This is a genomic window from Halomonas sp. JB37, from assembly GCF_002332255.1.
Lineage (GTDB): Bacteria > Pseudomonadota > Gammaproteobacteria > Pseudomonadales > Halomonadaceae > Vreelandella > Vreelandella casei.
The window spans coordinates 368846-393118 of the sequence record NZ_NRGW01000001.1 but is presented as its reverse complement, the minus strand read 5'-3'; the positions used below and the strand labels follow the sequence as shown (position 1 = coordinate 393118).

Below are 24273 nucleotides of genomic sequence, written 5' to 3'. Positions count from 1 at the left end.
CCCTTATCAGTGGATAGTGAAGGGCACACACCAGAACAAAAGGGCACACCAAATTCCGTAAAGGGCACACATCAGGGCACACATTAAAGCGGCTTCATGCGGAACATGATAGACAGCGACAGACAAAAAAGCCAGCAATGACGCTGGCTTGAGGGGGTTTGGTGGAATATGGCGGAACGCTCAGGAAGGGTGTTTATTTTCCGATACAGAAGCTGCCGAAAATCTCGCCGAGTAGGTCATCGGCGCTGAATTCGCCGGTGATCTCGCCTAATGCCTGCTGGGCGTCACGTAAGTCTTCAGCCAGCAGCTCTCCTGCGCCATAGCCATCAAGCTGAGCACGGCCGGTATCGAGCGCTGTCATGGCGCGGTCAAGCGCATCCAGGTGCCGTCGACGAGCAGAAAAGCGACCTTCGGTGGTAGCGGCAAAGCCCATTACCTCCTTCAAGTGCGCCTTTAAGTTATCCACACCCACCCCCGTTTTGACAGATAGCCGCACGATTGGTGTGCCTGTGGATAGGTCTAAACACGGCTGCTCAGCGCTGGTGTCTATCTTATTACGGACTAAGGTTAGGCGCTGCTGATCCGGTAGGCGTGCCACGAACTCTGGCCAAATCTCCATTGGATCGATTGAATCGGTGGTCGTGGCATCGACTAGCAGCAGCACCCGGTCAGCCTTTTCTATTTCGTCCCAGGCGCGAGCGACGCCGATTTTTTCAACCGCATCGGGGGTATCGCGTAGCCCGGCCGTATCGATGATATGCAGCGGCATGCCATCGATATGAATATGCTCACGCAGCACGTCGCGGGTCGTTCCGGCGATATCGGTAACGATGGCGGTATCCTGCTCGGTAAGCGCATTAAGTAGGCTGGATTTGCCGGCATTAGGACGTCCTGCGATCACCACACTCATACCTTCGCGCAACAGCGCACCTTGCCCCGCGGCTTGACGCACATCGCTAAGCGCCTGCTGTACGCTGCTTAAATGTTGTGCCACATGGCCATCGGCAAGAAAATCGATTTCTTCTTCTGGAAAATCAATGGCCGCTTCGACATAAACACGTAGCTCGATAAGGCGCTCCACTAGCGCGGAGATCCGCTTTGAAAACTCGCCTTGCAGCGAGCGAACGGCGTTTTCTGCCGCCGAGCGTGAGGTTGCATCAATCAGATCGGCAATGGCTTCTGCTTGGGCAAGATCCAGCTTATCGTTCAAAAAAGCCCGTTCGGAAAACTCACCTGGTCGCGCTAAACGAGCACCTAATGCTATGCAACGTTCCAGCAGCATATCCATGATAATCGGGCCGCCGTGCCCCTGAAGCTCGAGTACGTCTTCACCGGTAAAAGAATAAGGGCCATTAAAAAGTAGCGCGATACCTTCATCAATAGTGCCTTCAGCGCCCTGAAAGGGGCCGTAATGGGCGTACCTTGGTGCTGGGCAGTGCCCAATCATAGCTTGGGCGATCTCGCGGCAGGCGGGGCCGGAGACTCGTATAATACCGACGCCACCGCGTCCAGGAGGAGTCGCCAGTGCCGTGATGGTGTCAGGAGTGTAGAGGCGTTCGGCCATGGTGGCTCTCTTTAACAGTGGGCTGAAATAATAATGGATCGTTCCAGTATTGATCACAACTAGTGTGAATTTATTGGTCTTAAAACGCCAGACCCCCGCACGGGGCGGGGGTCTGAAGGCGCAGATTACAGCGGTAAATCACTGTCTCTTTAACTACTTAGTTCTCATGCCTTTGCCGATACTCGGGTCATTTTCGATTTTGCGCGTAATGTAGTACTGCTGCGCCACCGAAATGATGTTGTTGACCACCCAGTAGATGACCAGACCCGCTGGGAACCACAGGAAGAAGAAGGTAAAGATGATGGGTAGCATCTTCATAATCTTCGCCTGCATGGGGTCCGGAGGCGTCGGGTTCAACATCTGCTGAACGAACATCGAGATGCCCATAATGATCGGCAGGATGAAGTAAGGATCCTTCATCGATAGATCTTGAATCCAGAACATAAACGGCGCATGGCGCAATTCAACCGATTCTAGCAGCATCCAGTAAAGAGCGATGAAGACCGGCATCTGGATCACGATAGGCAAACAGCCGCCCAGCGGATTGATCTTCTCTTTCTGATAGAACTTCATCATCTCTTGAGACATTTTTTGACGATCGTCGCCATACATCTCTTTTAGACGCTGCATTTCCGGACCAAGCTTACGCATCCGGCCCATAGACTTGTAAGCCTTGGCAGACAGCGGGAACAGCACGGTCTTAACCAGCACGGTTAGCAGAACAATCGACCAACCCCAGTTACCAACGATTTCATGGATATGATCCAGCAGCCAGAACAGCGGGTTAGCGATAAACCAAAGCCAGCCATAATCCACGGTTAATTGCAGGTTGGGAGCGACCTGTTCTAGGTAGTCCTGAACCTTCGGTCCCATGTACAGCGTTGCGCCCAGAGTAGCTTCACCCTCTGCTGCAATATTGCTTGTGGGGCCGGCAAAGGCGACGACGTTGCGATTACTGGAATCGCTGGTGACGTAAAACAGGTTCTGCTGATCCTGCTGCGGTGCCCATGCGGATACAAAGTAGTGCTGAATAATAGCAATCCAGCCACCCTGCGCTTCACGGTTTTCAAACTCACGATTTTGAATATCTTCAAAATTGATTTTCTCGTAGCGAGCATCTGGCGTTGAGTAAGCTGCGCCCAAGTAGGACTTCATACCCATTGAGACGCCGCTGGAAGGGTCGGGGCTATTATCTCGTGCCAACTGACCAATAAACCGCGCAGTAACGGGCGCATCGGTATTGTTAGCTAGGTAGTAATTGACGTTGACCGCATAGCTGCCGCGGTCAAAGGTAAGGCGTTTAATGATCTCAACGCCGTTAACGTCAGCGGTTAGATTAACGCTTAGCTCATCATCGTTATCGCCTAAACGATACTCAGAATTTTCGGGAGTGAACGCGATGCGGCTAGCTTGACCGTCGAGCTGCAGCCCTGAGCGTGCGACATAGCTACGGCTGTTGTTATCCGATAGCAGCACGTAGTTGCGCTCTGAATCGAGTGATTGCTTGTGCTGTGGTAAAGCAGCATAAACAATATCGCCACCGTGGGGATCGATACGCACATCAAGAACGTCGGTCGTGACGGCAATAAAATCGCGGCTTGATGACTCGCTTTCAGTACTGCTCGCGATTCCTTCTCCAACCGGGTCTTGCTGCGGAGAACTGCTGGGAACGGCTAAGCCATCGTCAGTTTCGACATTGCTAGGCACCGCCGAGTTGCTGCGTTGCGTCATTTCAGGAGCCGAATCATAATTTGGCTGCCCGTAATCCTGATTCCACTGGACGACTAACAAATAGGCTAGTACGGCTAGTGGAATCAGTAATAAAAGTCGTTTTACGTCCATGAGGGTTCTGCCCGCTGGGTGGTGAACATACTAGTGGCGCAGTGTCATTTACTTGCCCCTTGACACACGAAAGCCTGCCGGGGGGCAGGCCGAGGTCGAGCGGCGAAGTGTGCACCAAATGTCACGTGTTACGCTCTGGCGTTGGTTCTGCTATCACCGCCTGCGCGTCACGCTGGAGTCGCTTCCACATGCCGTATAACTGGCGATGTAAGGTGTCGTTATCGATATCCTGCACACCCCGCCGCGCAAGAACCACAATATCCACAGAGGGTAAATGGTCTTGGCGAAGGCGTACGGATTCTCGTACGAGACGCTTGAAACGGTTGCGGTCTACGGCGCGTTTAACATTTTTTTTGCTAACTATCAGTCCAAGGCGAGGGTAACCCCGAGTACTAAAGCGAACTAACGCCATCATACCTTTGCCATGCACTTTTAAGTCGGCCTGTTCAAACACGTGACTGAAGTCCCCAGCATTTAGTAACCGTAATTGCCGGGGAAAGCCTTGCTGCGGCACACGCAATCCGAAATCAGGCGCTCAGACGCTTGCGGCCTTTGGCACGGCGGCGTGCTAGGACGGCGCGACCGTTTTTGGTTGCCATACGAGCACGGAAGCCATGCGCGCGCTTGCGCTTGAGAACGCTAGGTTGAAAAGTGCGTTTCATAACTCGTTATTCCCACGTGGTTTAGGACGGAAAGTGAATTCCAAAAAGCCCGGTCCAGTGAGGAACTAGCCGGGGAGATTCAATTCAAGACCGGAAATTGTAGAGACTTCCTACGCCGGGTGCAATTTTTCCTTGCATAAAAAGCCTTGCAGAGGGATTGCAGCGCTGCTTTTGGGATATTGTTGGGCAATCGACGCTACCACTATTATTACTAGTTAGTAGTTCTAAACCTGTTGTTATTAATAGTGGGGATACTATTTGTGGATAAGTGATTTTAATATCCATATTTCAGTAAGTTATAATGATAAAAAATCTGTGTGTAAGTGTCGTATAAGCGGTCTAAAACATGTTGGTTAGATGTTTATAACCTTTAAGAAAACGTTATTATTCATATTTATCCCCCTTTCCTCCCGAGGTTGTCCCGCAGGCTTATTGCAAGTTGTCCACAGGCCAATATGGGTTCCTAAACCCATGTGGATAACCGGAGCTTTGAGCGCTACAATGGTCGGCCGTTTTCAACCGATGGTGAGATGAGTGTCACTGACGCTTTGGCAACAGTGCCTGGACAACCTGCAGGATGAACTGAATTCACAGCAGTTCAATACCTGGATACGCCCGCTGCAGGCAGAGGAAGGAGAGTCCAACGAGCTGCGCTTATTGGCGCCGAATCGCTTTGTGCGTGATTGGGTGAGCGATAAGTACGCCAAGCGGATAAGTGAGCTGATGCGTGAACTAGCCCCCGCGAAACCGCCTAAGGTCAGCCTGACGGTAGGTAGTCGCCGCCCGGCTACGCAGGCGCCTCAGCATCGTGATTTAGGTAATCCTATATCGGCTTCACCATCGCGACCTGCTTCGGCATCGGTGCATACGTCATCGCGGGCAGATGCCGCCGACGAGCGTGAGATCGATAAATTGCGTGAGCAGCAAGCGGCTACGCGGCGCCCCAATGAGCGACAGGTACAAGTTGAGGGCAGCCTGAAACATGGTAGCGGACTTAATCCTAATTTTACCTTTGATACCTTTGTTGAAGGTAAATCGAACCAACTGGCTCGCGCTGCGTCGCGCCAAGTGTCTGAAAACCCTGGTGGTGCCTACAACCCGCTGTTTTTATACGGTGGAGTGGGACTTGGTAAAACTCACTTGATGCATGCTGTTGGCAATGCGTTAGCGACCCGGCGCGAAAATGCTCGCGTTGTATATCTGCATTCCGAGCGATTTGTTGCCGATATGGTGAAGGCATTACAGCTTAATGCGATTAATGATTTTAAACGTTTTTATCGCAGCGTTGATGCCTTACTAATTGATGATATTCAGTTTTTTGCCGGCAAAGAGCGTTCACAAGAAGAGTTCTTCCATACGTTTAATGCACTCTTGGAAGGCGGCCAGCAAATGATCCTGACCTCTGATCGCTATCCGAAAGAGATTAGCGGTGTAGAAGAGCGTCTGAAATCACGCTTTGGCTGGGGGCTGACGGTGGCGATTGAGCCGCCGGAGCTTGAGACACGCGTGGCCATTTTGATGAAGAAGGCTGATCAAGCTAAGGTCGATTTGCCTCACGATGCGGCGTTCTTTATTGCTCAAAAAATTCGCTCTAACGTGCGTGAATTGGAAGGCGCGTTGAAAAAAGTCATCGCTGATTCGCATTTCATGGGCAAAACCATTACCCAAGATTTTATTCGCGAGTCATTAAAAGATCTGTTAGCCCTTCAAGATAAACAGGTTGGCGTTGATAATATTCAACGTACGGTGGCGGAGTATTACAAAATTAAGGTGGCGGACTTACTTTCTAAGCGCCGTTCACGCTCCGTTGCCCGCCCCCGTCAGGTGGCAATGGCGCTTGCTAAAGAGCTGACCAATCATAGCTTGCCAGAGATTGGCGACGCTTTTGGTGGGCGTGATCACACCACGGTGCTGCACGCATGCCGAAAAGTTAAATCGTTGCAGGAAGAAAGTGCGGACATTCGTGAGGACTATAAGAATTTACTGCGCCTGTTGACCAGTTAATCATTCCATAGGACGGACCTGCGATGCGCAGGTCTTTCAGGATATAGAACCGGAGCATTGATGAAATTTTCGATTTCCCGAGAGGCGCTGCTACGTCCGCTGACGCTGGTCGCCGGTGTCGTCGAGCGTCGCCAAACACTACCTGTGCTTTCTAATGTGTTGATTCAGATAGAAGGCGATCAGGTTTCACTCACCGGTACTGATTTAGAAGTTGAGCTGGTTGGGCGTACCGTAGCAAGCCAAGTTGATCAGCCGGGCGCCGCCACGGTGCCCGCTCGTAAGCTGATGGACATTTGTAAATCTCTTCCCGATCAGTCTGACATTCAGCTTAGCGTTGAAGACGGCCGCGCTATACTGCGCAGCGGTCGTTCGCGTTTTACGCTGTCCACACTACCGGTAGCCGAGTTTCCAAATATTGAAGATGCCGACGGCAGCCAGGAAATTAGCGTGCCTCGCGGTATTTTAAAGCATCTGATTGAAGCCACATCATTTGCCATGGCACAGCAGGATGTGCGCTATTACCTCAACGGCATGCTGCTGGAAATTCAAAGTAACTTGCTACGAACGGTAGCCACAGATGGTCACCGCTTGGCGATGTGCTCTCGGCCAATCGACGTCTCTGTAAGCCAGTCGCAAAAGCTGATTGTCCCGCGTAAAGGCATCTTGGAGCTGTCGCGCTTGTTAGACGACAGCGATGAGCCGGTAAGCCTAACGTTGGGCTCCAGTCATGTTCGTGCACACACAGGTGATTTCACGTTTACCTCTAAGTTAATCGACGGTAAATTTCCGGATTACGAGCGTGTAGTACCGCGCAATGGCGATAAAGTGTTGATAGCTGAGCGTGCAGAGCTGCGCCAGATGCTTTCACGTACGGCTATTCTGTCGAATGAGAAGTATCGCGGGGTACGCCTTTACCTTGAGGAAAATAATCTTAAAGTAATGGCCAATAACCCTGAGCAGGAAGAAGCTGAAGAAAATATCGCCATTGAGTATAACGGTGGTGCAATGGAAGTGGGTTTCAACGTTGGCTATCTCGTTGATGTGTTAACGGTGCTTAATCAAGAACGGGTGCAAATTACGCTGGCTGACCCAAACAGCAGTGCGCTGCTTGAAGAGCCGGGCGGCGGTGACGCGCTTTATGTCGTAATGCCTATGCGCCTGTAATTATATTACGTATAGAATAACGTGAAGAATTGAGCGGCGCTTCTGATAGCAGAAGCGCCGTTTCTTCTTTGAATGCTACTGGCCTAATTAGTCTTACTGGTTACCTAGCCTAGAGATATTAGAAGTGACGATAACGAAATGAGCCTAACACTGCTTAATTTCCATGGCTTGCGCAACCTTCTACCGGTTGAGATGACGCCATCGCCTCGTATCAACGTTATTAGTGGTGCTAATGGCAGTGGTAAAACCAGCCTGCTGGAAGGCGTGCATATTCTAGGAATGGGACGTTCGTTTCGTACTCGTCAGTTGAAGCATGCCATTCAATCTGAGCAGCCGCACATGACGCTCTTTGGGCGCCTAAGCGGTGAGCCTGAGGTTGCCCTAGGCGTTCGCCGTCTACGTGCCCAGAGAGAGCTAGAATTGCGCTTAAAGGGCGATAAGAACGCTCGGTTAGCAGCCTTGGTTGAGGCCATGCCGCTGCAGCTTATTAATCCGGATGCGTTTCGTTTGCTGGAAGGGTCACCGGCAGGACGGCGTGAGTTTCTGGATTGGGGTGTGTTTCACGTGGAACACGACTTTTTGGGAATATGGAAGCGTACCCGCCGTGCGCTGAAACATCGGAATGCACTGCTTAGGCGTGGTAGAATACAACCCCAGGAAATGGTTGTTTGGGAGCAAGAACTTGCCAACTGGGGTGAGCAAATGGATATGCTGCGAAGGGCCTGGTTCAGCGATTTTCTACCTGTATTTGAAGAAACCTTAAAAATGCTGTTTCCTTTGCCCGGCCTCTCACTTCGCTACGCGAGAGGGTGGGATAAAGAAAGGTCTCTTTCGGCAGTGCTGCATGATAGCCGCGCCACCGATCAGCAGATGGGGTTTACCCAGCAAGGTCCGCAGCGTGCCGATTTACGCATAAGAGTGAATAAACAGCCGGCTGTTGAAGTGCTTTCCAGAGGCCAGCAGAAGTTAGTGGTCAGCGCCATGAAGCTTGCCCAAGGCCGGTTTCTGGAAAGAACAGCACAGCGACACTGCATTTATCTTATCGATGATTTGCCTGCAGAACTTGATGAACAAAATCGTTATCAGTTTTGTCAGCTACTGGAAGATATGCAGTGCCAAGCTTTTATTACCAGCGTCGAGTCTTCTGCTTTACGACGCACGTGGCTTCCTGATACAGCGGTAAAAATGTTTCACGTGAAACATGCTGAACATGGGTTAAGCCAATTAGTGCAGGACAGCTAAGCAGAAACATCGGCGATACGGAACGAGACAGACTTCACGACGGAGTGGTCAATGAGCGAGCAGGCTTACGATTCATCAAGCATCAAGGTGCTCAAAGGGCTGGACGCAGTACGCAAGCGCCCAGGTATGTATATCGGTGACACCGACGATGGAACCGGTCTGCACCATATGGTCTTCGAGTTGGTGGATAACTCCATCGATGAAGCTTTGGCGGGCCACTGCAGCGAAATTCGCGTTGTCATTCATCCTGATGAGTCGGTCACCGTTAGTGATAACGGTCGCGGTGTTCCTACCGAGCTTCATGAGGGTGAGGGGGTTTCCGCCGCTGAAGTTATCATGACCGTACTGCACGCGGGCGGTAAATTTGATGACAACTCCTACAAGGTGTCTGGCGGCCTACACGGCGTAGGAGTTTCAGTTGTTAACGCGCTTTCTGCCGAGCTGCGCCTCACCATCTGGCGTCAAGGCGAAGTGTTTGAGCAGTTGTATCGTCACGGTGTTCCTCAGGCGCCACTGGGCGTGGTTGGAAAAACTGAAAAAAGCGGCACGCGCGTTCATTTCCGCCCCTCGCCAGAAACGTTTGGCAATATTGAGTTCCATTTCGATATATTGGCCAAGCGCCTGCGTGAACTCTCCTTTTTGAATTCCGGCGTTGCCATACGCTTATTGGATGAGCGCAGCGGCAAAGAGGAGCTGTTTCATTACGAAGGTGGTTTAAAGGCCTTTGTTGATCACCTAAACACTAATAAGAATGTGATTAACCCGGTGTTCCACTTTAATGCTATCCGTGATGATGGCGTTGAAGTTGAGGTGGCCATGCAGTGGAGCGAAGCCTTCACTGAAAATATTTTCTGTTACACCAATAATATTCCTCAGCGGGATGGCGGCGCACATTTGGCGGGGTTTCGTGCCGGCCTTACGCGGACGTTAAATAACTACATCGACGCCGAAAATCTGCTTAAAAAAGCCAAAGTGAATACCACCGGTGATGATGCCCGTGAGGGATTAACGGCGATTATCTCAGTAAAAGTGCCGGACCCTAAGTTTTCATCTCAGACAAAAGACAAGTTGGTTTCCAGCGAAGTTAAAACAGCGGTTGAGCAAGAAATGAGCCGCCTGTTTTCTGAATACCTTGTTGAAAAACCCAACGAAGCTAAAGCAATTGTTAATAAGATGTTAGACGCGGCGCGTGCGCGCGAAGCAGCGCGCAAAGCACGAGACATGACGCGGCGCAAAGGCGCGCTAGATATCGCCGGCTTGCCCGGTAAGCTTGCAGACTGCCAAGAGAAAGATCCGAGCCAATCTGAGCTTTACCTGGTGGAGGGTGATTCTGCAGGTGGTAGTGCAAAGCAGGGGCGCGATCGCCGTACTCAGGCCATTTTGCCGCTTAAAGGTAAAATCCTAAACGTTGAGAAAGCACGTTTTGATAAGATGCTCTCGTCCGCTGAAGTGGGCACCTTAATCACTGCGCTTGGCTGTGGTATAGGCCGTGAAGAATTTAATCCCGATAAGCTGCGTTACCACTCCGTTATTATCATGACGGATGCGGACGTTGACGGTTCGCATATTCGTACGTTGTTGCTGACCTTCTTTTTCCGCCAAATGCCGGAATTAATAGAGCGTGGCCACATCTTTATTGCTCAGCCGCCGCTTTATAAAATTAAGCGCGGCAAGCAAGAGCTGTATCTTAAAGATGAGCAGGCGATGGTTGATTACTTAACCACGACAGCGTTGGATGGCGCTGGCCTGCATGTTAATGCCAATGCACCGGGTATTAGCGGCTCCCAGCTTGAATCGCTGGTCAACCAGTACCGCACCGTGATGAAGCGAATTGATCGCTTATCGCGCGTTTATCCGAATGAAGTGCTTAAACAGATTATCCATACGTCGGCATTGAAAGGGGAGGCGAGTCTTAAAGATCGTGTCACCATGCAGAACTGGATTGATGAGCTTCAGAAGACAATGGACGATATGGTGGCCTATGAAGGTGGGCCGCGGTATCACTTCCATCTTCAGGAGGACACAGAGCGTGCACTGTACTTACCTACAGTCTCGCTAGTCGCCCACGGGGTGACTACCGACTATGTTTGGGGGCTCGATTTCTTCGAAAGCGCCGACTATCGCGGGATTGCTGAGCTTGGCGCAGTGTTGGATGGTTTCCTCGAAGAAGGGTCTTATATCGCTCGAGGAGAGCGTCAGAAGCCCGTAGCTCATTTTTCCGAAGTCCTCGCATGGCTTATGCAAGAAGGCCAGCGTGGGCTTTCCGTGCAGCGCTATAAAGGGCTAGGCGAAATGAACCCTGATCAGCTTTGGGACACCACCATGGATCCTGACAGCCGTCGTATGCTGCGTGTCACCATTGAAGACGCTGTGGGTGCAGATATGATGTTTAATACGCTGATGGGTGATGATGTAGAGCCTCGTCGCGAATTCATCGAGACAAATGCCTTAGTGGCTAATCTCGACGTATAAAAGCGTATGACTTGTTTCACGTGAGACAATGAAAATAAAAATGCCGCTGGGTAAAGCCCGCGGCATTTTTTCGTTTTAACCATTTGCGTATAATGCTGGCGTATCAAGCGGGTTTCAATTAATAAGCGCTTTAACCTAGTCGTCCAGCGAGAAGCTTGTCTGCAAAGTCTTTTAAATTAGTACAGATTAATGCGTCATTGAGACCTAGGTCTTTTTGAGCGGTTTGTGCGCCTTTGCCCGTTTTAACGAGTACAAGTCTACAGCCACAAGCGTGGCCTGCTTGAAGGTCGCGAAGGCTATCACCCACCATCCAGCTTCCGGACAGGCTCGATAATCCTAATACGCGCTGGATGTCATGAAGCAGTCCAGGCAGCGGCTTGCGGCAAGTGCAATTATCGTCGGGGCCATGTGGGCAGTAAGCAATGTGCGCAATACTGCCTCCTGCGGTCTCTACCAATGTTGTTAAACGAGCGTGCATTTCGGTAAGTACGGCTTCATCATAATACCCCCGCGCAATTCCCGACTGGTTAGTGGCTATGGCTACGATATAGCCCGACTGCGACAAACGAGCGATGGCATCAATTGAATCAGGATAAGGTATCCATTCATCTAGGGATTTGATGTAAGCATCCGAGTCCTGATTGATGACGCCATCACGGTCAAGAATAACCAGCTGTTGAGGGTATATCGGCATCGAAATCTCATCGTCATAGGCGCTGATTGAGTGCTGCAAGAGACTGAAGGGTAACGCTTAACTTACGTCCGTCGCTACCGAAGAATTTGAAGGGTATGCGCCGTAAGTGAAGCAGTTTAGGAAGTGTTTCGCAAAAGCGCTCGCGTACGTCCTGTTTCGCATTTTTCAAACCCTCCACTAGCGCCGGGGTTAAACGCTCGTACTGCGTTGGTGATTTATACAGCTTGCCGTATAGCGAAAAAGTAAAGCAGTACCAGTCGCGCACCATGCAATCAACCGGTGCATGAACCTGCCCAGGGTCGGTCTCAAAGTCGATAAAAACGGCTTTATCATCAGTGATCAGAATATTGCGTGCGAAGGCTTCGCTCAGGTAGCAGTCTCGACGATGAACGCTATTAAGCGCTTCAATGCTAAGTGCTAAAATTTTATCAATTTGAGCAGCGTCATTCGTACTTTTAATTTTCTCTAGCAATGTGACAGCGGGTTGCTCTGGCGTGCCCGCATCGGCCTACAGCAGCGCCTGAGGTGTTTTCGCTAGAATAGTCGGCACCGCAACACCCGCCTTTTGTAGGGTTTCGATACGGTTAGCTTCAATGAGGATACTCTCTTCACCGCCTATGTTAGGAACAGGTTTAAGCGTATCTAGCTTGAGCCACGCGGCCAATAATTTCAGCGGAGCATAAGCCCAGCGCGAGTTGCGCTTTGCCGCCCGCTTTAGCCACAGCTTATCGCCATTAAGCATATGTGGCGCCATGGTTGCCTGCTGGCGTGGGAGAGAGTCGAGTAAAAAAAGATCATACATGGGCTGGATCCTCGCGGCTAACGGTCAAACAAGTCGGATAAATTGCTGCCACGAAAACGACTTATCTATATAAAACGTTTTGATTCATCAATATCGATTATATTACTCATAAATTGACCTGGAAACAAAAAAGCTGACCAGTGGAGTAATTAAGTCTGAAGCTTGTTTATCCACCCATATCACCTCATGCAAGCATTTGAGAGACATTGCTAGATATGTTCATTGAAAGTGTTCCAAGCTAGATACAGATCATTAGACATAAGTTTAGGTAATTGTTTCCACCTGACTGCATGAGGAACTTCGTATTGAAGGCATTGTGGATTATTAAAATGTTTCACGTGAAACAAAAAAACCGATGGCGCGATGCCATCGGTTAGAGGAGGGTGGTGTAAAAGCTTATTGAGGCAGTAGCGAGATATCGGCTACCTCTAAAAACAGACCTTGCAGGCTAGCCAGTAGCGCTAACCGGTTGCGCTGAATAGCAGGGTCGTCTGCCATGACCATTACCTGGTCAAAGAAGGCATCCACGGGCTCGCGAAGGGTAGCCAGTATATCGAGAGCTTTCTGGTAGTCACCCAGTGCAAACAGTGGAGCCACCAGCGCTTGGTTAGCCGTTACCGCTTGGAACAGCTTTTTCTCAGCGTCTTCTGCCAGTAATGTTGAGTCCACCTGAGTGATATCGGTATTGGCCTGCTTCGCCAAAATATTAGAAACTCGTTTATTGGCGGATGCCAGCGCTGCGGCTTCATCGCGTTGAGCAAAGGCTTTAACAGCGCGAAGGCGGCGAGCGAAATCAAGCGGGTTCGTCACCGGGCGTGCGCGTACAGCAAGATACATTTCAGCAGTAATGCCTTCATCCTGACCCCAGGCGCGGAAACGATCCAACATATAAGTCAGCACATCCTCCACAAGCCCGTCTGCCTTAGGCAGGCTCTTGTACTGTTCTGCGGCAACGTTAAGAAGCTCGCGCAGATCAAGATTAAGCTCGCCCTTAACCAGAATATTAAGCACGCCGATAGAGGCGCGACGCAAAGCGAAGGGATCTTTTGCGCCAGTGGGGCGTTGACCAATCCCAAAGATACCGACCAGGGTGTCCAGGCGGTCAGCCAAAGCTAGTGCCTTGCCGGTTGCGCTTTGGGGGATTGCATCGGTGGCAAAGCGCGGTAAGTACTGCTCTTCAAGTGCTTGAGAAACGTTGGCAGGCTCACCATCTAACTCAGCGTAATAGCGCCCCATAATTCCCTGAAGCTCGGGGAATTCGAGCACCATTTCGGTGACTAAGTCGCACTTGGCCAGCGCCACGGCGCGCTGAGCATGAGCAACGTTCGCATTGATATTTTCTGCAATAAAGGTCGCCACAACTGTACTGCGACGCGCTTTGTCGGCCAGGGTGCCTAACTGCTTTTGGAATATAACGCTTTCCAGCAGTGGCGTCCTGGCGGCAAGGGTCCGCTTGCGATCGACTTCGTAGAAAAAAGCGGCGTCGGCTAAGCGCGGACGAATCACTTTTTCATTACCAGAAATAACCTGATCCGGATCCGCGCTGTCGATATTGGCAATGGTGATAAATAGCGGTTTCAGCCTGGCGGCATCATCTAAAAGGTGGAAATATTTTTGGTTGGCCTTCATGGATGAAATCAGGCATTCAGCCGGTACTTCCAGGAAGCGCTCATCAAAGCTTCCGGTGAGGGCTACCGGCCACTCGACTAAACCACTTACTTCTATGAGAAGATCTTCGTCGATAACGGCATTAGCTTCTTGTACTTCGGCTTCCGCCAACACCTGCTCGCGAATGCGCTCACGGCGCTGCGCGCGGTCTACCAACACGTACGCATTTTCCAAGCTTGCGACGTAGTCATCGGCATGCGCCAGCTGAATGGCGTCCGGCGCATGAAAGCGGTGACCGAAGGTCGTGCGGCTGGCCTGCAAGCCAAGCACTTCGACGGCCACAACGTCGTTGCCGTAAAGCGCTAAAAGCCAATGCACGGGCCGTGAAAACTCAATGCGCGACGCACCCCAGCGCATATATTTAGGGACCGGAAGTGCGCTGATAGTTTTGCGCAGAATCTCAGGTAGCAGTGCCTGAATCGACTCGCCTTGCTGCTGCTCGCGAAAAGCCAGCCAGGTGCCTTTATCGGTGTCTAAATGAATTAGATCGTCCACCGTGACGCCGCAGGAGCGGGCAAAACCTTCGGCTGCTTTCGTAGCAACGCCATCTTTAAAGGCGGCTGCTAAAGCGGGGCCACGCCGTTCAACGTCGCGATCGGGCTGCTTGTCCGCAAGCTCGAATACCTGCACTGCCAGGCGCCGCGGTGTCGCAAAAGCGGCAACGCTGGCAAAGGGAACGTCGGCTTCCTGTAGGCCTTTTTCAATGCCGGCGGCAAAGGCATCCGACAGCGCGTCCAACGCTTTCGGCGGCAGCTCTTCAGCACCCAGTTCTAATAAGAGCGTATTAACAGCCATTTAATCGTCTCCCTGGTCGGCGAGTAGTTCGCGGCGAAGTATTTCTGGCGCCATGGGGAAACCTTCTGCCTTACGCGACTCAAAGTAAGCGGTGGCAACATCACGGGCCATGGTCCGAACGCGTAAAATAAAGCGCTGACGTTCGGTGACCGAAATGGCGTGACGCGCGTCCAATAGGTTAAACGTATGCGATGCTTTCAGCACCTGCTCGTAGGCAGGTAAGGGCAAGCTTGCTGCGAGCAGTTTACTGCACTCTTTTTCCTGATGGTCGAAGGAGGCAAATAGCTGATCGACATCGGCATGTTCAAAGTTATAGGCGGATTGTTCGCGCTCATTTTGCAAGTAAACGTCGCCATAGGTGACCTTGCTACCATCTGGAGCCGTGGCCCACACAAGGTCGTAAACGCTGTCGACGTTTTGCAGGTACATGGCGATACGCTCAAGCCCATAGGTGAGCTCGCCGGTGACCGGGTAGCACTCAATGCCACCTGCCTGCTGAAAGTAGGTAAACTGCGTAACTTCCATACCGTTTAGCCAGATTTCCCAGCCAAGGCCCCAAGCGCCCAGTGTAGGAGACTCCCAGTTGTCTTCTACAAAGCGCACATCGTGAACCAGCGGGTCTAGGCCTAGCCGCTTGAGCGAGCCTAGATAAAGGTCTTGGAAGTTACTTGGCGATGGTTTCATCACCACTTGGAACTGATAATAGTGCTGCAGGCGGTTAGGGTTTTCGCCATAGCGACCATCGGTGGGGCGTCGGGAAGGTTGCACGTAGGCAGCATTCCACGTTTCTGGCCCAATGGCGCGCAGAAACGTCGCTGGGTGGAAAGTGCCTGCGCCGACTTCCATATCGAGCGGCTGGAGAATGACGCAACCCTGTTCTGCCCAGTACTGCTGCAGAGCAAGGATCAAGCCTTGAAAGGTCGACACATCAGGTGTCGATTGGTTTGTCGAGACACTCATCGCGGAAAGCACCGTTGGCCATGAATTCATAAGGCGTCAAGTATACAATCCTAGGCAGATGGGTTATAGGCACGTATGCCAACAAGCCGCTTTAGATAAGGAGAACAGCATGATTGTGATCACAGGCGGTGCCGGTTTTATCGGAGCTAACTTGGTTAAAGCGTTAAATGCGCGCGGCAGAAACGACGTGATGGTGGTCGACGATTTGCGCGACGGCACCAAATTCGTCAATTTAGCCGACTGCACGCTGGCCGACTACCTGGATAAAGACGATTTTCTCGTTAGGATAAAAGCAGCGCTGAGAGGCGAGAGCGTCGACTTACCGAAGATTGAAGCCATTTTCCATGAAGGCGCTTGTTCGGATACGACCGAATGGGACGGCCATTACATGATGGAAAATAACTTCGAGTACTCCAAGGTGTTGCTGAATTATTGCGAACAGCAGGGTATCCCATTTCTATACGCATCCTCTGCTGCGACCTACGGTGGAAGCGAGGTATTCAAAGAAACCCCCGAGTGTGAAAAGCCGCTCAACGTTTATGGCTATTCAAAGCTGCTGTTTGATCAGCATGTGCGTTCGCGCTGGAGCGAGCTGACGACGCAGGTGGTGGGCTTTCGCTATTTCAATGTGTATGGGCCCCGTGAGCAGCATAAGGGCAAAATGGCCAGCGTGGCGTATCACAATCATCTGCAAGTACGTAACGATGAAACGCTGAAGCTGTTTGGCGCCTATGGAGGCTATGAGGCGGGCATGCAGAGCCGCGACTTCGTTTATGTCGGTGACGTCGTCGATGTAAACCTATGGTTTTTGGATAATCCCGATAAGTCAGGCATTTTCAATCTGGGTACCGGACGAGCGGAGCCTTTTAAAGCGATAGGCGAGGCGGTAATCGGTTTTTACGGCAAAGGTGAGATCGACTACATCGCCTTTCCTGACGAGCTTAAAGGACGCTATCAGAGCTATACGCGTGCCGATATTGATGCGCTGCGTGGCAGCGGCTGTAATGTTGAATTTAAAACCGTTGCTCAAGGGGTTAAGGCCTACCTGGGGTGGTTGAATGGCTAATCCAGCGCCGCGTCTGCTGATTATTGGCCCTTCATGGGTGGGCGATATGGTCATGGCACAAAGCCTGTTTATGACCTTAAAAGCCCGCCAGCCCGGTGCGACGATTGCCGTCGTTGCACCGGCGTGGTCACAGCCTATTTTAGAGCGCATGCCCGAAGTGGATGAGGTCTTGCCACTGACGGTGGGCCACGGAGAGTTTGGCTTGGCTAGCCGTCGGGAGCTTGCCAAACAGCTGCGTGGGCGCTTTGATCGCGCTATTGTGCTGCCCCGATCTTGGAAGGCCGCGCTCGTCCCCTTTATGGCGCGGATACCCGAGCGTGTTGGCTTTATAGGCGAGCACCGCTACGGGCTGCTTAAAGAGCGCCGTAAGCTCAATAAGCAAGTGCTTGATCAAACGGTAAAGCGCTTTGTATCGCTTGGGCTACCGCTGGCTGAAACGGAGAGAGGTGACTTTTTATTACCCAAGCCTCGTTTGCAGATTGACAGCGATAACCTGGTGAACTTGCGTCTAGCTCACTCGCTTTCATCACGCCCGGCCGTTGGTTTGATGCCGGGCGCGGAGTATGGCCCCGCCAAACAGTGGCCCGTCAGTTATTTTCATGCTTTAGCAAAACGGCTGGTGCAAGACGGTTTTGAGGTGCGCGTGCTGGGTGGGCAAAAAGATCACGCGGCAGGGGAGGCGATAGTGCAAGGGCTTGCCCATGCCCATAACCTCTGCGGTAAAACGCAGCTTGCCGATGCGGTTGATCTACTCGCCGATTGCCGACAGGTGGTTACCAACGATTCAGGCTTGATGCACGTGGCGGCGGCGGTAGGGGTTCGCGTTCATGCGCTCTATGGCTCTTCATCGCCCATCTACACGCCGCCAATGACGGATAACGCCGCCATCCATTATCTTGCACTATCCTGCTCGCCCTGCTTTGAGCGCACTTGTCCATTAGGGCATACCAATTGCCTTAATCAGCTGAGCGTTGATCAGGTGTATCAAGCAATACACGCTGATCGGCAGCAGGGCGGTATGATGACTAATGAATGATATCAATTTCGTCGGCAATATCCGCTGGCGTTTCCAGCGTTTGCTCTAGGGGGGCAGCTTCTTGAGGCTCGCGGCGCTGAGGCGATATTCCTTCCCAAAGGCGGTGCTGAAGCGCAGTCTCTTCTCTTAGGCGCTGATTTATTACTTCAATGCCATGAATCTCGACCAGCGTCTGCTTATCACTGAATAACGACGTTCCGAGGCCGGCTCGCTGCTCTGCTAAATTAAACCCAAGCGCATCCAACAGCGTGGGAAAGATATCCAGCGTGGTCGCATCGCGGCGAATACGCCGGGGCTCAATGCCTTCTCCGAACATAATCAGCGTATTATCACGATCCATCGCCGTCAGCTGATCCCAGACCGACACGCGCATTGTAAGATGATCACTGAGCACCATGACGAGCGTGTTATCGAGAAGTCCTTCTGCCTCTAAGCGCTCAATAAAACTGCGCGCTAGCCACGCCGAACACTGCACGGAATACAGGATATCCTGCCCATCGAACTCGCCCTGTTGCTCCACACAGGCTTGCGAGGGGTAGCCGTGCGGCGCATGGCCAGCAAGGTTGAGGCTCACAACGCCCCAGGGGCCGTTATTTTCGCTATCTAGTCGGCGTATTTCATCGGCGGTAATATCGTAAAGCGAGTCGTCATACAGCCCCCAGCTGTTGACATACTCAGGGTCATCTAGCAGTGGTTCTAGATCTTCACGGCCTTTCACATTATTGAATTGATGGCCACGATAGAACAGCCCCTTACCTGCAAACTGAGTACTGGCACCGCCTAGATAGCTCAGTTGATAGCCCTGCGCAGCAAGTACATCACCAAGACAATCGACGCCAGGTGCAACTTTTGAAAGCGGCTCAAATTGAGAGTCGTGGATAAGGCCTGCTGGCATTAAAGGGACGCCACACTGACTGGCGATCATTCCGGCCATCGTCCAGCCGGTGTTATCCATCTGACGTATACCTTCAAAGACTGCGCCTCGCTCTCCAAGCGCATCAAGGTCTGCGTAGACATCGCCGAAAAGCTCATTGGAGTAAGTTCGTTCGAGGCTCTCTAGATACATGATGAGTAAATTGGGCGGATCTTGTAGCTCTTCGGTAGGCGGTGCCTTATAGCGCCGGTCCAGCCAAGCTCCATCATCAGTGACAATTGATGCGCTGCGCTGGCCTAAGCCAAACAGCAGCGGGTTGCTAGCCAGTAGTACAATAGCGAAAAAACGCTCGGCTAAGCGCCAGCGTTGGTCGTGGCGCGATAGCCAAGTGACAGCTGCCAGCACGCCGATCATGACCAACGTATAAAGCACAGCGGTAAACATTTTACCCGCGCCACCGTGCTCGGCGATGCCAGCCTGGAGATGGAAAAACACCGCCCCTAAGTCGACAATGCCAAAACTATCTGCCAAGTAAACGTAGATACCCCAAAGGCTTAGCGGTAACAGTGACCACGGCCAGATTTTGCGATAGCGAGCATTAGCGGGTTGGCCCCAGCGCAGTTTGAGCCCCAGGCCAATCCACACGGCAGCGACAATAAACAGTGTCCACCACGGCAGGCGTGTCAGTACAGTGACCGCATAACCAAGACATAAACCAATAATAACTAACGCTATTTTTTGAATAGCACGAGAATGCATAGATAACCTATTGTGTCAGGCGAATTCCGTAAACAATCTAGTGTTGCCTGTTTTTTAAAAGGGTGAGTCTCAGGGACAGCTCTGAGGTCATGGGTGGTTTCTTACCGACTGTTTCATATACTTCCAAAATACGCCGTTGGCGTTTGAAACAGAAATGACTAATCCTCTCCAGCCATCGAGCCAACCGTGCTGTAGTACATAGGTGCGTAGAAAAGCAAAGATGGCTTTTAGAAAAACGATGGCTGCAGGATAGTGTTTAAGCTTTCCTGACTCGGCGCGAAGGCTCGAGTAGCGGTTTATTTTTTCAAGAAACTGAGACAAATCTGTCACCGCAGTATGTTCAATGATGCCTGACAAGCGCTGAAGACGGCTGGTCTCGCTCAGTAGAATAGATTCGTGAACCATCGCATCATTAAAATTATGGCAGCGTCGGTTGAATAGACGCACGAGCCAGTCTTTCCCCCACCCTGAATAGCGAACAGGCCTGCCCATCATCCAATTCTCGCGTCGTATCTGTCCAAGATCGTTAGAGGCTGCGCTGGGGCACCATGAAGCGATGGCCTCTATAAGCTCTTCAGAGGGAGCCTCATCGGCATCTAGCGACAAGATCCAGTCATGTTTTGCTAGAGAGACCGCAAAACGCTTTGTCGGGCCAAAGCCAAGAAAGTCACCCTCATGCAGTGAAACGTTCGAATAGCCAGAGGCAATATGCATTGTGTCGTCGCTTGAGCCGTTGTCATAAACCACAACGTCATCGAAACATTGCACGGCATCCAGAGTACGCTGCAGCGTCGAGGCAGCATTTCGAGTGATGATAACTACGCTAACGCCAGCGGGCATGAGGATGTCTGTCCTGTTAGAGAATGAGAAAGCAATGCTATTATATCGGCTTTTAAAGCCAAATGACTCCCAGGAGGCGCTTTTGCACATTATTCATGTCAATCTAGCCAAAGGCTTTCGTGGAGGAGAGCGTCAAACAGTTCTTTTAATTCAAGCACTCGCTAAGATAAGTGAGATAAAGCGCCAAACACTCGTGTGTCAATTGTCCTCACCGCTACGCGCTGAACTAGCCGATACTCCGGGCGTGGTCTTTGTTAATGCAGGTCATCAATTGGCTGGCCATAGGCAAGCAGGCAGCGCTGATATTGTCCATGCGCATGAAGCCAAAGCAGTGCATTGGGCCTGGCTGCATAATAAGCTTTATCAAACGCCTTATATTATTACTCGCCGTGTCGATACGCCGATTAAGCGTAAATGGAGCAATACTGTTTTTTATCGAAATGCAGGCTACTGCGTGGCAATTTCTAGCGTTATTGCCGAGCAGCTAAAAAGTTTTACCACGTCTTCTATATACACGATTCCAAGTGCTCATTCTGGCGCTGTAAACGACCCGAAAGTAGCCGTTGAGTTTAGGCAGCAATATCCAAACAAAATTATTATTGGGCATGCTGGTGCGCTTGTGGATCGTCATAAAGGGCAACGCGTGTTAATGGAAGTAGCCAAAAGTTTAGAGCATGATTACCCTGAGTATGTTTTTGTTTTTTTCGGTAAAGGCGAAGACGAGGCAGCGCTAAAAAAAGAAAGCGAAGGTATTAGTAATATTGTCTGGGCGGGATTTAAAGATAATATTAATGATTATTTGTCTGGATTTGATGTGTTTGTATTCCCCTCAAGAAATGAAGGGTTAGGATCGGTGCTTTTGGACGTGATGAACGCTCGGGTTCCTATTATAGCGAGCAATGTCGGCGGCATTCCTGATCTTATAAAAACTAATGAAACAGGTTTTCTGGTTTCTGTTGGCAGTGCTAGTGAAATAAAAGATCGGCTCTTGATGCTCAGAGACAACGCTATGTTAAGGCATCATGTTGTAGATACTGCATTTTCATCACTGCATCTTTACAGTAGTGATGCGATGGCTGAGAAGTATAGTCAGCGATATAAAGAGCTAGCCCAAAAATGACAATGCTATTAAATGAACGCCATATTGTGATTTTTTTACATAACAGGCCTTTTTTTGGTGCCCATTTAGTGCACGTGCCATTTTTAGTGATGCTAAGGGAAAAGTACCCAGGGGCTACATTGGTTGGCGTAACAAAAAACAATAGTGCTAGTTTTCTTGTCGATAGTGGATTTTTAGATGGTTTAGAAGTTGTTGAGAAAAGAGATAAATTTTATTTACTTAAAAAATATAATTTTGATATCGGATTCAATTTGAGGCCTTCGAGTATTGGTGTTGCTCTACAAATGCTGTTGTTGAAGATACCTCATCGCATTGGATTTAAGAAAACGGGGGCTTTTTACACGCACACGCTACCGTTAGATGTATCTATCTATAGAGCAGATTTATTTTTACAATTAATGAATGAAAAATGCGCATCTTCTGTCCCTTATTTGCAACGGTTTATTAGCCACGATGAACGTTTTTTAGACAGTGTTTTGCTCGTTCCGGGGGCAGGTAAAGAGGAAAAGAAGTGGCCAATAGAAAAATACATGCAGTTGGCTGATCAGTTTGTCGAAAGCGGTGAAAAAAACGTGTTTTTCATTACGGGCCCGCAAGAAACTGAAGAAACAAGCATACTAAAAAGCAAAGGATATACGGTCTTTAATCAGCCGAGTGTCGATCTTCTGTTTAGCATGGTAGAAGGATGTAAGATTTTTGTTAGCAATGACTGTGGGCCTTCTCACATTGCCCACATTTTAGGTGTCAGGCAAATTGTTCTATTTAAAGAATCTCTGCCCGAGTGGTTTTTGACGAGAGACAATAGCCGCTCTGTTTCTTGCTCTATTGGCGTGCCTGCTATTGCGGTTGATGACGTGATGCAGTTAGCAAAAGAGCTGTTAGAGCAAAAGGCTTAGTGTCCTGGATTCATAGAATAACTGCAGCACTTTGGACCACCCGGTAGAAGCAGGAGGGCCAGCGCCGGTACCCTCCCTGCTTTACCGACCAAAGTGAAGCAGAGCATGGGATACCGACAACTGACCCAGGCCCAACGATACCAGATTCACGCTTGTATTGGGTAAGCGCGCCACTAACCACATCTAGCTAAGCATTTCTCAGGTAGGTAAGGTTTCTTTCCAGTGCCAGGGCAACAGTGCACTGAGATCGTCTTCGTTCAGCGTCGGCAGCGTTTCGAAGACGTGCTGCAGGTAGCCGTAAGGCGACAGGCCGTTGGCTTTGGCCGTTTCGATCAGGCTGTAGATTGCCGCGCTTGCTTGCGCTCCGCTTGGCGTGTGGCTGAACAGCCAGTTCTTACGGCCAACCACGAAGGGACGGATGGCGTTTTCGGCCGGATTGTTATCCAGCGGGATGCACCCGTCGTCAAGGAAGCGGGTCAGGCGTGGCCACTGGCCATCCAGATAGTGCAGGGCTTTCCCTAGCGTGCTTTTGGGTAGCACCTGCGCCTGGGACTTGTCGAGCCAGGTGCGCAGTTGAGTGATCAGTGGGCGGCTCTTTTGATCGCGTAACGCCTGGCGTGCTGCAGGTGCCAGCGCTCTGGCCTGTTTTTCAACGCCATAGAGCTTGCTGATCTGGTTCAGCGCCCATCCGGCCTTGCCGGTTTTATTTTTCGGCTGCGCTTTCTGAGCCTCGATGAACTTGCGGCGAGCATGCGCCCAACATCCAGCATGGGTGATGTCATTACGCCGCACGACCTCGGCATAGCCTTCATAACCATCGGTGAGCAGGCAGCCACTGTAATCGCCCAACAAGCGTAGGGGCACACGCCCGGCACGACTGGGGTCATAGTCGAACAACACGACCTGTTGACCCGGCGGACCACCGCGCTGCACCCACATGTACGAGGTGGCGCTGGCCTTGCGGCCTTCTTCCTGATTAACCTGCAGGGTGGTCTCATCCATGTGGATCAGCGGGGCGTTTAGCAGTTGCTTACGCAGCGTCTCGATCAGCGGCAAGAGGCGCTCACCGGTCTGCACCATCCAGCGTGCCAGTGTATTTCGAGGCAGATGGGCACCGTGGCGGGTAAAGATCTGGCTCTGCCGGTAAAGCGGCAAGGCATCCTGGTACTTCGCGGTAGCGACATAGGCCAGTAAGGTGGCACTGGCATTGCTCTTGGGCAGCAGCTTGGCCGGTGCCGGGGCGGTCTTGACGTTTCCTTCGCAGATTGGGCAGGCGTATTTACGCCTCACATGACGGATCACTTCTACCCGTGCGGGCACAACATGAAGTTCTTCACTGACCTCTTCACCGATGACCTTAAGCTCGGTGCCGTCTTCGGCACAACAACGCTCGGTAGCGTCCAGCGTATGCACCACCTCGACACGAGGCAGTTCAGGCGGCAAGGCGACGCGTCCGCCGCGGGTACGCTTGTTGGCCGAAGGTGCGACATTATCAGGCGGCGTTGCAGAAGCGTCGCCATCGGCGACGTCAGCGGGCGCCTCATCTGCGGCACCTTCGTCGTCATCGACGATGAGTTCGGCCTCATTAATCAGCAGATCGCCCTGCTTGATGCCGTACTTTTCCGTGGAAGGGCCAAACTGGCGTTCTAATGCCAGGCGGAACTGCTCATAAAGTGACTGTTTGGTGGCTTCCCACTGCGCCTCTTTTTTCTCCATCAGGCGATGAAGTTGCGCAATCTCTTGCTGCTGCGCTTTGACCTGGCGCTGCAGTTGGGAGATGTCCTGGGCGGGGGGCGTGGTGCTTTTCATGCCT

20 protein-coding genes are annotated in these 24273 nt (G+C 51.3%); 8 read left to right on the top strand and 12 right to left on the bottom strand.

What is annotated here, in order from left to right; genetic code table 11:
* Nucleotides 1-193: 193 nt before the first annotated feature.
* The 4 genes from mnmE to rpmH all read right to left on the bottom strand — a co-directional run bounded on the left by mnmE (nt 194) and on the right by rpmH (nt 4068).
* Nucleotides 194-1564 carry a tRNA uridine-5-carboxymethylaminomethyl(34) synthesis GTPase MnmE gene (mnmE, locus tag CIK78_RS01955; RefSeq protein ID WP_096276693.1) on the bottom strand — a complete coding sequence of 457 codons (1371 nt, stop codon included), beginning with the start codon at nt 1562-1564 and terminating at the stop codon, nt 194-196.
* Nucleotides 1565-1717: 153 nt separating this feature from the next.
* Nucleotides 1718-3406, bottom strand: coding sequence for a membrane protein insertase YidC (gene yidC, locus CIK78_RS01950; RefSeq protein WP_096276691.1), 1689 nt, complete (start codon nt 3404-3406; stop codon nt 1718-1720).
* 121 nt (nt 3407-3527) lie between these two features.
* Nucleotides 3528-3920 (bottom strand): ribonuclease P protein component, encoded by a 393-nt coding sequence (gene rnpA, locus CIK78_RS01945; RefSeq protein WP_096276688.1) that lies wholly within the window; start codon nt 3918-3920, stop codon nt 3528-3530.
* A 13-nt stretch (nt 3921-3933) separates the two neighbouring features.
* Nucleotides 3934-4068: a 50S ribosomal protein L34 gene (rpmH, locus tag CIK78_RS01940; RefSeq protein ID WP_008959105.1), complete on the bottom strand. Its 135-nt coding sequence runs from the start codon at nt 4066-4068 to the stop codon at nt 3934-3936.
* Between the two features lie 534 nt (nt 4069-4602).
* Between rpmH and dnaA the strand changes: the two genes are divergently transcribed.
* From dnaA to gyrB, 4 genes are all read left to right on the top strand, one after another.
* Nucleotides 4603-6072: a chromosomal replication initiator protein DnaA gene (gene dnaA, locus CIK78_RS01935; RefSeq protein WP_096276686.1), complete on the top strand. Its 1470-nt coding sequence runs from the start codon at nt 4603-4605 to the stop codon at nt 6070-6072.
* Nucleotides 6073-6132: 60 nt separating this feature from the next.
* Nucleotides 6133-7236 carry a DNA polymerase III subunit beta gene (dnaN, locus tag CIK78_RS01930; RefSeq protein ID WP_096276684.1) on the top strand — a complete coding sequence of 368 codons (1104 nt, stop codon included), beginning with the start codon at nt 6133-6135 and terminating at the stop codon, nt 7234-7236.
* Nucleotides 7237-7374: 138 nt separating this feature from the next.
* Complete coding sequence (recF, locus tag CIK78_RS01925; RefSeq protein ID WP_096276682.1) at nt 7375-8478, top strand: DNA replication/repair protein RecF; 1104 nt, start codon at nt 7375-7377, stop codon at nt 8476-8478.
* 51 nt (nt 8479-8529) lie between these two features.
* Nucleotides 8530-10950, top strand: coding sequence for a DNA topoisomerase (ATP-hydrolyzing) subunit B (gene gyrB, locus CIK78_RS01920; protein WP_096276680.1), 2421 nt, complete (start codon nt 8530-8532; stop codon nt 10948-10950).
* 130 nt (nt 10951-11080) lie between these two features.
* Here gyrB and gmhB read toward each other — a convergent pair whose 3' ends face one another.
* The 5 genes from gmhB to glyQ form a co-directional block, all read right to left on the bottom strand.
* Nucleotides 11081-11644, bottom strand: a complete 564-nt coding sequence (gmhB, locus tag CIK78_RS01915; RefSeq protein WP_096276677.1) for a D-glycero-beta-D-manno-heptose 1,7-bisphosphate 7-phosphatase — start codon at nt 11642-11644, stop codon at nt 11081-11083.
* Nucleotides 11645-11657: 13 nt separating this feature from the next.
* Entirely contained in the window at nt 11658-12116 is a 459-nt protein-coding gene (locus tag CIK78_RS17985) for a hypothetical protein (protein ID WP_225734393.1), read from the bottom strand.
* A gap of 36 nt (nt 12117-12152) precedes the next feature.
* The gene (locus tag CIK78_RS17980; protein ID WP_225734394.1) at nt 12153-12446 is read right to left on the bottom strand and encodes a hypothetical protein; all 294 of its coding nucleotides are present in this window, start codon (nt 12444-12446) and stop codon (nt 12153-12155) included.
* A gap of 396 nt (nt 12447-12842) precedes the next feature.
* Entirely contained in the window at nt 12843-14909 is a 2067-nt protein-coding gene (gene glyS, locus CIK78_RS01905) for a glycine--tRNA ligase subunit beta (RefSeq protein ID WP_096276675.1), read from the bottom strand.
* On the bottom strand, nt 14910-15869 hold the full coding sequence (gene glyQ, locus CIK78_RS01900; protein ID WP_096282227.1) for a glycine--tRNA ligase subunit alpha: 960 nt from the start codon (nt 15867-15869) through the stop codon (nt 14910-14912). It abuts the gene before it with no gap.
* 109 nt (nt 15870-15978) lie between these two features.
* Between glyQ and rfaD the strand changes: the two genes are divergently transcribed.
* On the top strand, nt 15979-16935 hold the full coding sequence (gene rfaD / locus CIK78_RS01895; protein WP_096276673.1) for an ADP-glyceromanno-heptose 6-epimerase: 957 nt from the start codon (nt 15979-15981) through the stop codon (nt 16933-16935).
* The gene (gene waaF / locus CIK78_RS01890; protein ID WP_096276671.1) at nt 16928-17971 is read left to right on the top strand and encodes a lipopolysaccharide heptosyltransferase II; all 1044 of its coding nucleotides are present in this window, start codon (nt 16928-16930) and stop codon (nt 17969-17971) included. The genes rfaD and waaF overlap by 8 nt, the downstream gene beginning before the upstream one ends.
* Here the strand turns inward: waaF and CIK78_RS01885 are convergent.
* Together CIK78_RS01885 and CIK78_RS01880 are read right to left on the bottom strand one after the other, a co-directional pair.
* On the bottom strand, nt 17961-19604 hold the full coding sequence (locus CIK78_RS01885) for a sulfatase-like hydrolase/transferase (RefSeq protein WP_096276669.1): 1644 nt from the start codon (nt 19602-19604) through the stop codon (nt 17961-17963). The two genes, waaF and CIK78_RS01885, sit on opposite strands and share 11 nt — an antisense overlap.
* Before the next feature lie 87 nt (nt 19605-19691).
* Nucleotides 19692-20444, bottom strand: coding sequence for a glycosyltransferase family 2 protein (locus tag CIK78_RS01880; protein WP_096276667.1), 753 nt, complete (start codon nt 20442-20444; stop codon nt 19692-19694).
* Nucleotides 20445-20526: 82 nt separating this feature from the next.
* On the opposite strand from CIK78_RS01880, the gene CIK78_RS01875 reads away from it, so the two are divergent.
* Nucleotides 20527-21564 carry a glycosyltransferase family 4 protein gene (locus CIK78_RS01875; protein ID WP_225734395.1) on the top strand — a complete coding sequence of 346 codons (1038 nt, stop codon included), beginning with the start codon at nt 20527-20529 and terminating at the stop codon, nt 21562-21564.
* Complete coding sequence (locus tag CIK78_RS01870; RefSeq protein WP_096276663.1) at nt 21561-22460, top strand: glycosyltransferase family 9 protein; 900 nt, start codon at nt 21561-21563, stop codon at nt 22458-22460. The genes CIK78_RS01875 and CIK78_RS01870 overlap by 4 nt, the downstream gene beginning before the upstream one ends.
* Before the next feature lie 198 nt (nt 22461-22658).
* On the opposite strand, the gene CIK78_RS01865 is transcribed toward CIK78_RS01870, so the two are convergent.
* Nucleotides 22659-24269 carry an IS66 family transposase gene (locus tag CIK78_RS01865; RefSeq protein WP_096276661.1) on the bottom strand — a complete coding sequence of 537 codons (1611 nt, stop codon included), beginning with the start codon at nt 24267-24269 and terminating at the stop codon, nt 22659-22661.
* Nucleotides 24270-24273: the final 4 nt, after the last annotated feature.